General features: G+C 64.9%; 1 protein-coding gene. It reads right to left on the minus strand.

The window, feature by feature from the left end; genetic code table 11:
* Positions 1-833: RHS repeat-associated core domain-containing protein (locus AC1D3B_RS36195; protein ID WP_478195473.1), on the minus strand; the 833-nt coding region annotated here is incomplete at both ends.

The raw sequence follows: 833 nt of genomic DNA on the forward strand, positions 1-833 counted from the left end.
TACGTGCGCCTGTTCCAACCCCCTGCAAGTCCGATCGGATCGTTCTGCGTGTAGAACCCGCCGCCCGGTGAATACGAACGGCGACCGTTGTAGTTCAGCCCGGACTCTTGATCAAAGTACTGGCCCGGGTATCGAAGGTTGAAGGTCACCGGCGTGCCGAAGACCGTGCCGGTGCCGGGCGCGGCGAACCGGTTGGCCGCGGTGGTGGGCTGCTCCTCCCCGAAGGCGCTGTAAGACCACTGCCAAACCGGTTGCCCGCTGTCATTCGTGAGCCGCCTCGGCGTATTCAGGTGATCGCTGTGCACCGCGTACTTGCTGCCGTTGACGACAACCGCGATCGGCATGACGCCGTTGGCCGTTGGCAGGTAGACGTACTGCGTGCTACCCGTGCTGTTCGCCCCACCCGTGCCCGTCTCCGCGATCAGGCTGCCGTCCTCGTCATAGGTGAAGGCAAAGCCCAACTGCTCAGCCTCCGTCACGCTCGGCGCCCAGAACTTCGTGAAGAAGTCGATCAGACTCTGCAGGAACCCCGGATCGCCCTCATCCCCCTCGCTCGGCGGATACAGCGGCTCGGTCTTGAACACCCGCTGCCCYAGCGCGTTGTGCGCATACCGCGTCGTCGGGCTGGTGTCCGTGGCTCCCGTCGTCGCAGCGCTGAGCCGCCCTTCCGCGTTGTAGGTGTAGCTCAACCCATCGCTGACCAGATAGCCATTGGCGTTGTAGCCGTAGACCACGCTGGTCGTCGCACTCCCGCTGGTCTGCGTGAAGCCGGTGAGCTTGTTGCTCGCCCCCTCGATGCCGTAGCCGCGGCTGGTCGTCACCCCGTCGAGGGT

Source organism: Variovorax sp. P5_A3 (genome assembly GCF_056400665.1).